Below are 12,039 nucleotides of genomic sequence, written 5' to 3'. Positions count from 1 at the left end.
GCCCGCCGTCATGGCCTTCCTCTCGCTCGATGCCCTCACCTTGAAGTTCCCCGGCGCCGCGGTCCCGGCGGTGCGGGACGTGTCGCTGGCGCTGGAGCCGGGGGACGTGGTGGCGCTGATGGGCACCTCCGGCTCCGGGAAGACGGCGCTGCTGCGGCTGGTGGCGGGCCTGGAGCAGCCGAGCTCCGGCACCATCACGCTGGCGGGCCGCGTGGTCGCCGGACCGGACGGGTTCGTGCCCCCGGAGCAGCGCCCGCTGCGCCGCGTCCTCCACGATGGCGAGCTCGAAGCCGGCCTCACCGTGCGCGACGTGGTGATGGGCGTGCAGCCCAAGGGCGAAGGCCTGGCGCACGCGCGCGGCATGCTCGCGCTGTTTCAAATCGAGGACCTGGAAGCGCGCACCTGCGGAACGCTCTCCCGGGGACAGCGGCAGCGGGTGCTGCTGGCGCGCGCGCTGGCCTCCGGCACGAAGCTGCTGGTGCTGGACGAGCCCTTCGCCGGGATGGACGCCGGCCTGCGCGCCACGCTGCTCGGGGAGCTGCGCCGCGTGCTCAAGGCGCGAGGCACCGCGGTGCTCTTCGCCACGCACGACGTGGGCGACGCGCTGGCCTTCGCGGACCGGCTGGTGCTGCTGCGCGCGGGCACGGTGGAGCAGCAGGGCACGCCCGAGTCCGTCTACGAAGCGCCGCGCACCGCCTTCGCCGCGTACTTCCTGGGCGGCACCAACCTGCTGCCCGGCTCCGCCTTCGGCCGCGTCGCGCGCACGGCCCTGGGCAACCTGCCGCTGAGCGCCGAGGCGCGCGGCGAGGTGATGCTCTCCCTGCGCCCGGAGGCGCTGCGGCTGGTCCCCGACCTGGACGGCGTCGCGGTGGGCGGCGCGCTGCGCGCGGAGGTGCTGGAGCGCGCCTTCCGGGGCGCGCACGTGGACTTCACCGTGTCCTGCGCGGGCATGGCGCTGGTGGTGCGCGCCGCCGCGGCCGCCCCCTTCCGCGAAGGCGGCCGCGCCCGCCTGGAGGTCGCGGGCCGCGCGGACGTGCTGGAGGAGACAGCCGGGCCCGCCCGCTAGCACACCGGGCGTGCGAGTCCCGGGCACGAATGGTGCAATCACCCGCGTCCCCCATGCGTAGGGAGGGGTATGAACATCGCAGGCCTTCGAGGAATGGGAACCCGCTTCTTCCACTACGTGCGCGACCCCCAGGTGGCGACGTGGCGCAAGCTGGCCGGGCTGCTGGCGGTCCTGTACTTCGTGTCGCCCGTGGACGCGATTCCGGACTTCATCCCCGTGTTCGGCTGGCTGGACGACCTGGGCGTGCTGTCCGCCGCAGCCTTCTTCATGGTGCGCGAGGTCCAGCGCTGGCGCCCCGCCACGCCAGCCGGGGAGCCGGCGTTCGACGGGCTCCCGCGTGACGAGGAGGGCCGGACGCGCGAGCCCACGCTGCGCCGGCACACCTAGCCGTCACGTGTCGCCGCGCCGGTCCTCGAAGCGCATGAAGTCGATGAGGAACATCGCGGCCATCACCCGCGTCCGCACGTGCGGGTCGCACAGGCCGCCGAACCGGTCCCGCGCCACCCGGGGCTAGAACTGTCCGAGCACCGCGAGCCCCATCCCCCCGTGCCGCCCCATGGCCGCCGGGACGACGGAGACGGCCGGCGTGTTGTCCGGCGCATCGAAGTCACGCGTGAGGAACGTCGCGGTCCCCAGGCCGGCCAGCACGCCCACGGCGGTGCCCACCAGCAGGGCGTCTCCGTTGTCGGTGTTCAATGACAGGAACAGCGCGCTCAGCCCCACCAGGCCGCCCAGGATGCCGCCCGCGTCGATGAGCAGCACCCGGCCCCGGGAGATGTCCAGGTTGCGCGACACCAGCGCGAAGGTGAGCAGGCCCGCGCCCACCACGCCCTGCTCGATGCCGATGAAGTCGCGCGTCTCGCCGTTCTGGGTGGCCATCAGCAGCCCCGCCACCACGCCCGCCCACAGGCCACCGGAGTTCGTCAGCGACACCTGCCCGGCGGTGGGCCGCGCGAACTCCGCCACCAGGATGCCCGCGCCCGTGAAGCCCAGCGCCGCCGCCATCACCATCCCCGTGGACTTGTCCCCGTCCAGGTCGAGCGAACCCATGGACGCCAGGCCATAGCCGAAGCCCCACACCGTGCCGGAGTTGATGGCCGCCGCCTGGCCCTGCGTCAGCCCGCTCCGGGTCGTGAGCAGCGAAATCGCCGCCCCCGCGCCGCCGCCCAGCAGCGACAGCGCCACGTACGCGCGTGCGTCCTGGCAGCTGGAGATGGCGCACAGCAGGATGCCCTGGGTGACGCCGTGCATCGTCTGTACGACGGTCAACGACGCCCGGGCCCCCTGCGACGGCTGCTCCTTGGAGACCGCCTCCGACGGCATCACCACCGGCCGCGCCAGCGTGTCCTGCGCCAGCCGCGCGCCCGGCTCCAGCCGCGTCCGCGCCAGCCGCGCCAGCTCCGGCGCGTACGGGTGCTGGGGGCACACCCGCATCACGCGCTCCAGCAGCTCCAGCGCCTCGGCATCCCGTCCGAGCACCAGCGCGTCGAAGCCCGCCGCGTAGTCGGACTCGGCGGCGCAGGCCTCGTCGCTCGCCACGAGCGGCGGCGCGGACACGGTGCCCGGGGACGCCCCAGCGGGAGGTGCCGCGCCTTCCTGGGAGGAGGGTGCGGGCTGCGCGGCGACGAGGACGGCCAGGACGAAGGGCGCGAGGAGCATGCGGGCGCCCACCCTAGTCGACCCCCGTGAAGGAGCGGGAGGCCCGGGCCCCCGCTCCTCCCGGCGGGGAGGCACGGGGGCCGGTGGGCGCCACGCGCTGACCTACCGCGTCGCCAGCGTCTCCATGTGCTGGCGGAGCGCGGCCGTGTCCCCCAGCCGTCCGCCCAGGCCCGGAAGGGGCTTCGCGGCCTGCTCGATGCGGCCCCGCGTGCGAGGCCCCGCCGCCACCAGCCACGCCACGCCCAGCGCCAGCTCCGCCACGTCCGGCGCCGGGTCCAGCTGCGCGGCCAGCGCGAGCAGCGCGTCCACGGCCTTCTTCACCTGCGCGCCGTGCAGCGGGTGGCTGCTGGTGATGCCCTCGCGCAGGAGCACCAGCAGCACCCGCGCGGTGGCGCGGGCCTGGCGCACCGGCTCCGGCCCTTCACCTGTGCCGGCCCACAGCCCGTTCGCCAGCTGCTGGCCCAGCAGGCCGCCCACGTCCTCGGTGGCGATGGGGCCCTCCGCCACGGACAGCGGCAGGGACGCCTCCTGCTCGTAGAGCACCTCGCGCGGTGCGGTCTGCTCGGGGGACGGCGCCGCTGGAGCCGCGGCCTTGCGAGGCTTCGCGGCGGACATCAGCCGGTCGAAGATGCCGCCCTTCTCCTTCTTCGCGAACTCCTGCTCCCTGCGCTCCTTGGACGCGGCGGGCCGCTGGGGACCGGCGCCATCCGCGAGCTCCGCCTGGAAGGAGGACCCGGTGGTGGGCTCCGGCCCCAGCGCGGGCGCGGGCGCGGCCATGCTCGGAGGAGGTGGGGGCACCGCGCCGCCCTGGGAGCGGTGGACTGCCCCGGGCGCGGGCAGCGGCTTCGACGCCGCCCGCCGCCTCGGAGACGCCGGCGCCGGCGCGAATCCACCCTCCGGCACGTCGTCGTCCACGTCCCGAGCGACCTGGTTGAACATGCTCCAGCCCGCGGGCGCGTTCACCGGCACCACGCGCGTCTCCGGCGTCCCCGACGCGCGCCGGTCGCCCTGGCGCTCCTCCACCACCACGAAGGACGTGTACGTCGTGGCCAGCTGGTGCTCGACGGCGAGCCGCACGATGCGCTCCTTCATCGCCTCCGCGCGCCGGCCCACCAACCCCGCGTCCATCCAGCCCCGGATGCGCTCGGCGGCCCACAACTTCTCCACCACCGGCCGGTCCGACTGCGCGGGCAGGTCCAGCCGCACCGTGAGGGAGAAGGGCTCCCGACCTGACCTGCCCTTCAGCGTCACGCTGCCCGTGCCCGCCCGCGCATAGCGCCCGAAGAGCGTCCACGGCGTGCCGTCCACCAGCGGCGGCAGCGTGGACGGGGCCAGCTCGCTGGCCTCCACGCCCTCGAAGCGCACCTCCAGGTCGGTGACGCGCGGCGCGAGCGCCCGCGAGAACTGCGCCACCACCTTCTCGTCGATGCGCTCTCCCGGGTGGATGAACTCCACCGCGCCGTCCGTGCGCCGCGCCAGGTCGCGCAGGAGCGCGTCGCTCACGTTGGTGCCGATGCCGAACGAGAACACCCGCCCCGTCCCGCGCGCCGAAAGCACCGCGTCGAGGATCTCGCTCTCGTTGCCCACCTGCCCGTCCGTCAGCAGCACCACCACGCCGTCCGGCGCGGCCTTCATCGCGGTGACCATCGGCTCCAGCAGCTCCGTGCCGCCGTAGGCCCTCAGCCCCGCGACCCACGCGTCCGCCTGCTCCAGCGTGCGCTGGGTGAACGGCACCGTCTGCGCGGAGAAGGAGCGGAACGAGTTCTCGAACGCGATGACGTTGAAGCGGTCGCCTTCACGCAGGTGGCGCAGGCACAGCCGGAGCGCGGCCTGGGCCTGCGGCAGGCTGTCCCCGGCCATGGAGCCGGACGTGTCCACCACGAACACCACCTCCTGCCGCGGAGGCGTCGTCGCCAGGTTCAGCAGGTCCGGCACCACGGTGAGCGCGAACGTGCCCGGGCCCTCCGCCTTCCGGTGCGCGACCACGGGCGTGAGCATCACGTCCGGGTTGGCGTTGCGCAGGGTGAGCACCACGTCCCGGTTCAGCTCCACCTCGTCGCCCGCGAAGCTCTTGAGGAGCGAGTCGCGCTGCAGGTTCACCCGCGTGCGCGTGCCCTCCTTCGTGACGGTGAGCCGGTGGGACGGGCTCTCCACCACCACGTCGCGGCCCACGTCGATGAGCAGGTCCATGCGCAGCCCGTAGTCCACCCGGCCCTGGGGCGGGGTGATGCGGTCCGCGTCCGGCACCCGCGTCGTCGGGGCCGCTTCGCCGTGGCCGGTGCGGTCGCCGTGCACCGCGCCGGGGATGTACCGGGGCGCCACCAGCGTGGGCAGCATCCAGCGCACGCTGCCCTCCTCGGCGGTGAGCGTCTGGAGGAACTCCACCTCCACCCGCGTCTCCTCGCCCGGCAGCAGGTTGCCCACCTGCGCGGTGAAGACGTTGGCGCGCTCCTGGTCCAGGAGCGCGGCGCCGTGCCCTTCCGTGAGGGCGTCGTCGTAGGCGCGGAAGGCCTCTTCGCGCTCCTTCACCACGCCGGCCACGCGGCGGCCCGCGCACGTCATGGAGAAGGCGCTGAGCGTCGCGTCGGAGGGCAGGGGGAAGGTGTAGAGGGCCTCCACCGGCTTCTTCTCGTCGTTGCGGTAGCGCTGCGTCACGCGCACCCGCGCGTGCCCCCCGAGCAGCTCACCGGAGACCTCCACTCCCTGTAGGGGCACCTGGGCCCCGTCACGCGTGAACAGCCCACACCTCGCCTGCTCGTTCATGACGCCTTTCCTTCCTCGGACTCCTCGATGAGGGCGCGCACCCGCTCGGCCAGCGCCCGGACCTTCGCTTCCGCCTGCTCCGACACGTGCAGTTCCAACCCCGGCGCCAGGAGCCAGCGCTGGTAACGCGCCACCTCCACCGTCGGGTCTTTCCCTGGCCGCTTCGGGGGCGGCATCCGGGGGACCTCCGCCGGGACCGGCGGCGTCCCTGGACCGACCGGCGACTCCGCCAGCCGTCGCAGCTCCTCCGGCGACAGCCGCAGCAGCTCCGCCTGGATGGCGTCCAGCGGCAGGAACCGCGCCTGGAGCACCCGGATGGCCTTGAGCCGCACCCGGTGCTCCTCTCCGTAGACCGTGTCCGGCCCCTTGAAGGGCGGCGCGGGCAGGAGGCCCCGCTGGACGTAATAGCGGACCGTGCGAGGCGAGACGCCCACCTCCTCCGCCAGCGCGGCCAGCTTCCACTCCGTCTGTGTCTTGGGCGTGCTCACGAACCTGACAGTAGGTCGCGACAGTTCAAGTGTCAAGATGTCGGTGGCGATTCGTCAGCGAGGGTGTCGGGATGGGCGGGAGGTGGCGGCCGGGCGGACGGTGGGACAGAAGGGGGCATGAACGTCGGCGTGGACGGCCTGGACCCCTCCTCCATCCAGCTCATCGGCACGGCGGTGACGCCCGCGGTGATGGTGTCCGGGTGCGGCATCCTGGCCACCGGCCTGGACAACCAGATCTCGCGCATCACCGCGCGCATCCGGGACATGGCCCGGGAATGGCGCACGCTGCCGGAGGGCCACGCGCGCCGCCCCCTCCTGCGCGAGGAGGTGGCCATCATGGACCGCCGCCACGCCATCCTCGCGAGGGCCATCGGCTTCACCTACGCGGCGCTCCTGTCCTTCGTGGTGACGTCGCTCCTGTACCTGCTGCGCCGCAGCGTCGCGGTGCCGGAGGGGCTGCCGGTGATGTCCTTCTCCCTGGGCGTGGGGCTGCTGGGCTCCACGGCGGTGCTGGCGCTGGCGTCGCTGCGCTTGAGCCGCCGGGCCATCACGCTGGAGCGCGAGGACCTCTTCCGCGAGGAGCGGCCGGGGGGCCCACCTCCGCCCTGAATTTGTTCCGCAACGCACGCGAAGGTGCTAGCGGGTGCCCCCGAGACGCGCGGGTCTGGTACGTCCCGGCCCGCGCGCCAGGTATCGCGCAGGATTCCGCAGCCTCTGTGGCTCAACCCTCACCGTGGAGCACGTGAACATGGCAAACGCCAAGGTCTTCTTCGACATGTCGATTGGTGGCCAGCCCGCCGGCCGCATCGTGATGGAGCTGTTCTCCGACGACGTTCCCAAGACCGCCGAGAACTTCCGCGCCCTGTGCACGGGTGAGAAGGGCACCGGCCGCAGCGGCAAGGCGCTGCACTTCAAGGGGACGCCCTTCCACCGCGTCATCCCGAACTTCATGTGCCAGGGCGGCGACATCACGCTCGGCAACGGCTACGGCGGCGAGTCCATCTACGGCGAGAAGTTCGCGGACGAGAACTTCAAGCACAAGCACACGGGCCCGGGCATCCTCTCCATGGCCAATGCGGGCCCCAACAGCAACGGCTCGCAGTTCTTCCTCACCACCGTCCCCACGCCGTGGCTCGACAACGCGCACGTCGTCTTCGGCAAGGTCGTCGAGGGCATGGACGTGGTGAAGAAGATTGAAGCCGTGGGCAGCCCGTCCGGCGCGACGCGCCAGCCCGTGAAGATCGAGGACAGCGGCCAGCTGTAATCCGCGCGCTGCCGCGTCTCACGCAGGAGGCCCATCCGCGCGACGCGCGGGTGGGCCTTCGTCGTTTCAGGACAGGCCGTGGGACGCGTCCTCGTCCTCCTCCTCGCGGGCCGCTTCCGGCCGGAAGGGCCGCGCGGGTACGGCGCCGAACGCGCGCAGCAGCTCCAGGGGGATGGGCAGGATGGTGTGGTTGCCTCCGCTGGTGATCTCCACCAGCGTCTGGAGGTAGCGCAGCTGGAGCGTGGCGGGGTTGCGGCTGAGCACGTCCGCGGCCTGGGAGAGCTTCTCCGCGGCCTGGTGTTCGCCCTCCGCGGCGATGATCTTCGCGCGGCGCTCGCGCTCGGCCTCCGCCTGCCGTGCGATGGCCCGCTGCATCTCGATGGGCAGGTCGATGTGCTTCACCTCCACGTTGGAGACCTTCACGCCCCACGGGTCGGTGCGCGCGTCCAGCACCTGCTGCAGCTCGTGGTTGATGCGCTCGCGCTGCGACAACAGGTCGTCCAGCTCCACCTGGCCCAGGATGGCGCGCAGCGTGGTCTGGGCAATCTGGCTGGTGGCGTAGAGGTAGTCCTCCACCTGGAGCACGGCCTTGTCCGCCTGGATGACGCGGAAGTAGACGACGGCGCTGACCTTCACGCTGACGTTGTCCTTGGTGATGACGTCCTGCGGGGGCACGTCGCGCGCCACGGTGCGCAGGTCGATGATGACCATCCGCTCGATGAACGGGATGAGCCAGCGGAAGCCCGCGCGCTTGAGGCCCACGTAGCGGCCCAGGCGGAACACGACGCCGTTCTGGTACTCGGCGACGATGCGCACGCCGGAGATGAAGAGGAGGAACAGCAGGGCCAGGGGGATGATCCATCCCAGCGCTCCGAACAGCTCGTTCATGGCATGGACTCCGCGACGGTGAGGGTGAGCCCTTCCACGGCGCGCACCACGACCCGGGCGCCCTCGCGGATGGGGGTGAAGGAGACGGCGCGCCAGCGCTCGCCATGGACGAACACCTCGCCGCCCGAGGGCGTGACGGGACCCAGCGCCGTGCCCGACTCGCCGATGAGCCCCGCGTCACCGCCCCGCTGCGGCAGCCTGCGCGTCTGGGCGCCGCGGTACGCGACGAAGGCCGCGGTCCCCGCGAGCACGAGCGCCGAGGGCAGCAGCACCCCCCACGGCAGGCGGAAGGACGGCTCCACGAACCAGCCCGGCTCGAAGCGATCCACCAGGAACACGCCCCCCAGGATCAACAGCCCCACGCCCGCCGCGCCCAGCAGGCCGCTGGTGACGAACAGCTCCGCGATGATGAGCCCCACGCCAGCGAGCATCAGCACCAGCGCCCCCGAGCGCACCGGCAGCGTCGCGGAGGCCATCAACGCCAGCACCAGCGCCACGCCGCCGGTGAGCCCCGGCGCCACCGCGCCCGGATGGGACAGCTCCACCACCAGGCCCAGCGCCGCGACGAGGAACAGCAGGTAGACGAGGGAAGGCTGCGCGAGCGCATGCACCACCCGCTGTGACAGGCCCGGCTCCAGCGACACCACGCGGGCCTCGCGGGTGGCGAGCGTCACGGTGTCGCCGCCCGCCACCTCCACGCGGTGACCATCGACGGAGGCGAGGAACGCGGCCTCGGTGGGGGCGATGAGCTCCACCACGCCAAGCTCCACGGCGCGGTCCGCGGGAGCGCTGGCGCTGTCGCGCACGGCGGACGCGGCCCACTCCGGGTTGCGGCCCCGTTGCCGGGCGATGCCCTCCGCGAAGGCGACCGTGTCGTTCTCCACCTTGCGGGCGAGCTGTCCGCCGCCCCCCTGCTCCACATCCTCGCCGCCCCAGCCCACGGGGTGCGCCGCGCCGATGTTCGTCCCTGGAGCCATGGCGCTCACGTTCGACGCGAGCGCGATGAACAGCCCCGCGCTGCCGGCCCGAGCGCCAGAAGGCCCCACCCACACGAGCACGGGGACGCGCGAGCCCAGGAACGCCCGCACCACGGCGCGGGTGGCCTCCAGCGAGCCCCCCGGCGTATCCAACGTCACGAGTAGCGCCGAGGCTCCACCGTCCTCCGCCCGCTCCACGCAGTCCGCGAGGTACGCGCCCAAGCCGGTATCCACCACGCCGTCCAGCTCGCACCGGGCAACGAAGGACGGCGAGGTCGGGGCCGCCGGAGCCGCGAGGCCTCCGAAGAGGAACACCAGGAGCCAGCCCCAGAGGACGTGACGGCGCCACCTCATCCTGTCGACGTGCTCCCGCATGAGCGCTCCCGGTGCGCGTGGTCGCGCACACGCATTCGGGCAACGATGTGCATCGGCCCTTCGGATGACCGGGATGGGAGACCGGGGGGCTGGAGGGCGTGCGGGCAGGGAGGGCCCGGTGTCCCGCTCGTGCATCCAATCCTGGACGTTGCAGGGGATGCGCATTGCTGGAGGAGGACGCACCTCCCTAGGGTCGGCCTCTCGATCTTCTTCCAGGAGGTTTCATGCGCCGTGCCGTGCTGCTCATCGCTGCTCTGGGCCTGACCGCTGGAGCGGTGGCCTGCAAGACCACCCAGCCCCCGGGGACGGAAGATCAGATGCCCATCCAGGGCCCGGACACGGCCCGCGAGCCCATCCAGAACGTGCCCAACGACCAGGGGGGCCCCGCGGGCCCCATCGAAGCACCGGGTGTGGACGCTGGCACGCCTCAGGAGGGCGGGTAGTCTCCGCGCATGACGGCGGCGCCGACCGTCTACCAGGCGGAGCGCGTATGGACGCTCGATGTAGAGCGTCCGCGCGCGGACGCAGTGGCGGTGCGTGACGGGCGGTTGCTCGCGGAGGGCCGCGACGCTGCGGGGCGCGACGCGCGTGAAGTGGACCTGGGCCGGGCCACGGTGATGGCGGGCGGCGCGGCGGGGTGAGCCTCAGCCGCCGAAGATGTGCGAGCGCGCGGCCTCGGCGATGGCGACGACGGCGGGGTGTCGCAGGCGGCGCTCCACGGTGATGGCGTAGAAGCACTGCTCGATTTCGTCGGTGTGCCCGATGGCGGTGACGTTGAACTGCCGCTGCACCTCGGCGTCGATGATGGAGGGCATGGCGAAGATGCCGTGCCCCTTCTGCCCGAAGGCCTGGAGCAGCGCGCTGTCGTCGAAGTCGCCAGCGATGAGCGGCCGGATGCCGAGCCGCTCGAACCACAGGTCCAGTGAGCGGCGCACCGACGACTCCTCCGAGGGCAGCAGCATAGGCGCGCCATCCAGTGAGCGTGGGAAGTCCTTGCGCAGGTGCGCGAGCGGCTGGGCGGCGAAGAACGTCACACCGCACTTGCCCAGCAGGTGGTTGAAGGACCGGACGCTGACGGGCTCGGAGCCGGGCGCGTCCGCGAGCACCACGTCCAGCTCATGCAACGCCAGCTGTGCGAGCAATTGGGGCAGGGGGCTCTCGCGGCAGATGATGCGCAGCGAGGGGCCGGCCTCCAGCGCGGGCTTGAGCAACTGCTCGGCCACGAGCTTGGGGATGACGTCGAGCACGCCCACGTTGAGGCGCAGCTGCTGTCCGGTGGGCAGGCCGGAGACGACGTTCTTCAGCTCGTTGCCCAGGCGGAAGATCTCATCCGCGTAGCGCATGACGGTGCGGCCCACGTCGGAGAGGACGAGCTTGCGGCCCTTGCGCTCGAAGAGCTGGTGGCCCAGTGACTCCTCCAGCAGCTTGATCTGCGCGCTGATGGTGGGCTGGGCGAGGTGCAGCTCTTCACTCGCCTTGGCGATGCTGCCGGCCCGCGCAACCGTCCAGAAGTAGAGGAGATGGTGGTAGTTGAGCCAGGCCATGACTTAGGAATAATCTAAGGTTTTCATCCAAACTAGCTCATTTTTTTAAGTGTCGCCCTCGCTTATCTCTACCTCCGTCACCGCGCGATGGGTGCGCGGGGGACTGCTTGGGGAGGTACGCGTCATGGAAGCCATCTACGAGGAGCTCGAGTCCACGGTGGAGGGTGTGGCGGCCGAGGTGGACTCGGCGGAAGTGGAGATGCGGGTGCGGGGGCACCTGGAGCTGGTCCGCCGGCTGGCGTGGAAGTACCGCTGGACGGGCCTGTCGTTGGAGGAGCTGATGTCGGAGGGCAACGTCGGCCTGGTGGAGGCGGCGCGCCGGTTCGAGGAGCGGGGCGTGCCGTTCGGCGCCTACGCGCAGCAGTGGATCCGCGCGCGCATCCGGGCGTACGTGTCCCGTACCTGGAGTGTGGCGGGGGGCCGCGCGCCGTGGATCGTCTTCCAGCTCCGCCGCGAGCGAGCGCGCCTGGAGGCCCGGTGGGGCGAGGGCCACCCGGAAGTGACGAAGCGGCTGGCCGAGGCGCTGGGCAAGCGGGAGGAGGACGTGGTGCGGGGGACGGACGCGCTGGCGAAGGACGTGTCGTTGAACGCGCCCCTGGGCTGGGAGGGGGACGTGACGCGGCTGGACATGCTGGAGTCGGACGAGGACTCGGTGGAGGAGCGGGCGGACCGGGTGGCCTGGGCGGAGAAGCTGCACCAGAGCGTGGAGGAGGCCTGGCCGGAGCTGGACGCGCGCGAGCGGGCGCTGGTGAAGGAGCGGATGCTGGTGGAGGACGGGGTGAGCGCGGAGTTCCTGGCGAAGCGCTTCGGGGTGACGGCGGTGCGCATCCGGCAGATCGAGCAGGGGCTGCGCCAGAAGCTGCGTCAGCGGCTGACGGCGGGCTGCACGTCCTGGGACGGCGAGGCGCCCCGGCTGGCGGCTTGAGTGTCGAGCGAGGGGAACGGGCGTCGGAAAGAGGTTGACGGCGCGGGCAAGTGACCGTAAATCGGCGTCGCCGCTCGCGGTGCGCGGTAC

13 protein-coding genes are annotated in these 12,039 nt (G+C 72.4%); 7 read left to right on the top strand and 6 right to left on the bottom strand.

Features of this window, described 5'->3' with window-relative positions:
* Positions 1 to 10: 10 nt before the first annotated feature.
* Entirely contained in the window at positions 11 to 1,066 is a 1,056-nt protein-coding gene (locus tag U8525_RS27230; protein ID WP_374269503.1) for an ABC transporter ATP-binding protein, read from the top strand.
* A gap of 93 nt (positions 1,067 to 1,159) precedes the next feature.
* Positions 1,160 to 1,453 (top strand): YkvA family protein, encoded by a 294-nt coding sequence (locus U8525_RS27225; protein WP_374269501.1) that lies wholly within the window; start codon positions 1,160 to 1,162, stop codon positions 1,451 to 1,453.
* 123 nt (positions 1,454 to 1,576) lie between these two features.
* On the opposite strand, the gene U8525_RS27220 is transcribed toward U8525_RS27225, so the two are convergent.
* The 3 genes from U8525_RS27220 to U8525_RS27210 all read right to left on the bottom strand — a co-directional run bounded on the left by U8525_RS27220 (position 1,577) and on the right by U8525_RS27210 (position 5,976).
* Positions 1,577 to 2,725, bottom strand: a complete 1,149-nt coding sequence (locus U8525_RS27220) for a hypothetical protein (RefSeq protein WP_374269499.1) — start codon at positions 2,723 to 2,725, stop codon at positions 1,577 to 1,579.
* 102 nt (positions 2,726 to 2,827) lie between these two features.
* Complete coding sequence (locus U8525_RS27215) at positions 2,828 to 5,488, bottom strand: VIT domain-containing protein (protein WP_374269497.1); 2,661 nt, start codon at positions 5,486 to 5,488, stop codon at positions 2,828 to 2,830.
* Positions 5,485 to 5,976: a MerR family transcriptional regulator gene (locus U8525_RS27210; RefSeq protein ID WP_374269496.1), complete on the bottom strand. Its 492-nt coding sequence runs from the start codon at positions 5,974 to 5,976 to the stop codon at positions 5,485 to 5,487. The genes U8525_RS27215 and U8525_RS27210 overlap by 4 nt, the downstream gene beginning before the upstream one ends.
* Positions 5,977 to 6,093: 117 nt before the next feature.
* On the opposite strand from U8525_RS27210, the gene U8525_RS27205 reads away from it, so the two are divergent.
* Both U8525_RS27205 and U8525_RS27200 read left to right on the top strand, forming a co-directional pair.
* A complete protein-coding gene (locus U8525_RS27205) occupies positions 6,094 to 6,585 on the top strand; it encodes a DUF2721 domain-containing protein (RefSeq protein WP_374269494.1) in 492 nt (163 codons plus the stop codon).
* 139 nt (positions 6,586 to 6,724) lie between these two features.
* A complete protein-coding gene (locus U8525_RS27200) occupies positions 6,725 to 7,240 on the top strand; it encodes a peptidylprolyl isomerase (RefSeq protein WP_374269492.1) in 516 nt (171 codons plus the stop codon).
* 66 nt (positions 7,241 to 7,306) lie between these two features.
* Here the strand turns inward: U8525_RS27200 and U8525_RS27195 are convergent, their stop codons facing one another.
* Together U8525_RS27195 and U8525_RS27190 are read right to left on the bottom strand one after the other, a co-directional pair.
* Positions 7,307 to 8,128: a slipin family protein gene (locus U8525_RS27195; protein WP_374269490.1), complete on the bottom strand. Its 822-nt coding sequence runs from the start codon at positions 8,126 to 8,128 to the stop codon at positions 7,307 to 7,309.
* Entirely contained in the window at positions 8,125 to 9,459 is a 1,335-nt protein-coding gene (locus tag U8525_RS27190; protein WP_374269488.1) for a nodulation protein NfeD, read from the bottom strand. Before U8525_RS27190 ends, U8525_RS27195 begins: the two co-directional genes overlap by 4 nt.
* Before the next feature lie 245 nt (positions 9,460 to 9,704).
* Between U8525_RS27190 and U8525_RS27185 the strand changes: the two genes are divergently transcribed.
* Positions 9,705 to 9,923: a hypothetical protein gene (locus U8525_RS27185; protein ID WP_374269486.1), complete on the top strand. Its 219-nt coding sequence runs from the start codon at positions 9,705 to 9,707 to the stop codon at positions 9,921 to 9,923.
* Between the two features lie 9 nt (positions 9,924 to 9,932).
* Positions 9,933 to 10,121, top strand: coding sequence for a hypothetical protein (locus U8525_RS27180; RefSeq protein ID WP_374269485.1), 189 nt, complete (start codon positions 9,933 to 9,935; stop codon positions 10,119 to 10,121).
* Positions 10,122 to 10,124: 3 nt separating this feature from the next.
* Here U8525_RS27180 and nhaR read toward each other — a convergent pair whose 3' ends face one another.
* Positions 10,125 to 11,024, bottom strand: coding sequence for a transcriptional activator NhaR (gene nhaR, locus U8525_RS27175; protein ID WP_120551277.1), 900 nt, complete (start codon positions 11,022 to 11,024; stop codon positions 10,125 to 10,127).
* Between the two features lie 124 nt (positions 11,025 to 11,148).
* Here nhaR and U8525_RS27170 point away from each other — a divergent pair, with 124 nt between their 5' ends.
* Positions 11,149 to 11,949, top strand: coding sequence for a sigma-70 family RNA polymerase sigma factor (locus U8525_RS27170; protein ID WP_374269484.1), 801 nt, complete (start codon positions 11,149 to 11,151; stop codon positions 11,947 to 11,949).
* Positions 11,950 to 12,039: the final 90 nt, after the last annotated feature.

The organism is Corallococcus sp. RDP092CA (assembly GCF_041903675.1).
GTDB lineage: Bacteria > Myxococcota > Myxococcia > Myxococcales > Myxococcaceae > Corallococcus.
This window is presented reverse-complemented; position numbering and strand designations above follow the sequence as displayed.

Coding starts and splice junctions, on each gene's coding strand:
- U8525_RS27230 (WP_374269503.1), top strand. CDS start 11: ATGGCCTTCCTCTCGCTCGATGCCCTCACCTTGAAGTTCCCCGGCGCC.
- U8525_RS27225 (WP_374269501.1), top strand. CDS start 1,160: ATGGGAACCCGCTTCTTCCACTACGTGCGCGACCCCCAGGTGGCGACG.
- U8525_RS27220 (WP_374269499.1), bottom strand. CDS start 2,725: ATGCTCCTCGCGCCCTTCGTCCTGGCCGTCCTCGTCGCCGCGCAGCCC.
- U8525_RS27215 (WP_374269497.1), bottom strand. CDS start 5,488: ATGAACGAGCAGGCGAGGTGTGGGCTGTTCACGCGTGACGGGGCCCAG.
- U8525_RS27205 (WP_374269494.1), top strand. CDS start 6,094: ATGAACGTCGGCGTGGACGGCCTGGACCCCTCCTCCATCCAGCTCATC.
- U8525_RS27200 (WP_374269492.1), top strand. CDS start 6,725: ATGGCAAACGCCAAGGTCTTCTTCGACATGTCGATTGGTGGCCAGCCC.
- U8525_RS27195 (WP_374269490.1), bottom strand. CDS start 8,128: ATGAACGAGCTGTTCGGAGCGCTGGGATGGATCATCCCCCTGGCCCTG.
- U8525_RS27190 (WP_374269488.1), bottom strand. CDS start 9,459: ATGAGGTGGCGCCGTCACGTCCTCTGGGGCTGGCTCCTGGTGTTCCTC.
- U8525_RS27185 (WP_374269486.1), top strand. CDS start 9,705: ATGCGCCGTGCCGTGCTGCTCATCGCTGCTCTGGGCCTGACCGCTGGA.
- U8525_RS27180 (WP_374269485.1), top strand. CDS start 9,933: ATGACGGCGGCGCCGACCGTCTACCAGGCGGAGCGCGTATGGACGCTC.
- nhaR (WP_120551277.1), bottom strand. CDS start 11,024: ATGGCCTGGCTCAACTACCACCATCTCCTCTACTTCTGGACGGTTGCG.
- U8525_RS27170 (WP_374269484.1), top strand. CDS start 11,149: ATGGAAGCCATCTACGAGGAGCTCGAGTCCACGGTGGAGGGTGTGGCG.